Below are 319 nucleotides of genomic sequence, written 5' to 3' on the forward strand. Positions count from 1 at the left end.
GCCGAGTACGGCGCGGCGAAGGTCTACACCGCCGACGCCGGGGAGTTCGCCTCCCAGCTCGTCGTCCCGAAGGTCGACGCGCTCACCCAGATCGCCAAGACGGCCGGGGCCGCCGCGGTGCTGGTCACCTCCTCCGGCGAGAACAAGGAGGTCGCCGCCCGCACCGCCCTGCGCCTCGGCTCTGGCCTGATCACCGACGCCGTCGACGTCGAGCAGGGCACGGGCGGCCCCGTCGCCACCCAGTCGGTGTTCGCCGCGTCCTTCCAGGTCAAGTCGACCGTGACCACCGGCACCCCGGTCATCACCGTCAAGCCCAACA

1 pseudogene is annotated in these 319 nt (G+C 72.1%); it reads left to right on the forward strand.

The annotated features are described in order from the left end of the window. Positions 1 to 319, forward strand: a pseudogene (locus OO57_RS38095) (electron transfer flavoprotein subunit alpha); the annotation flags it as partial.

The sequence above is a fragment of the Kitasatospora phosalacinea genome, assembly GCF_000717185.1.
Lineage (GTDB): Bacteria > Actinomycetota > Actinomycetes > Streptomycetales > Streptomycetaceae > Kitasatospora > Kitasatospora phosalacinea_A.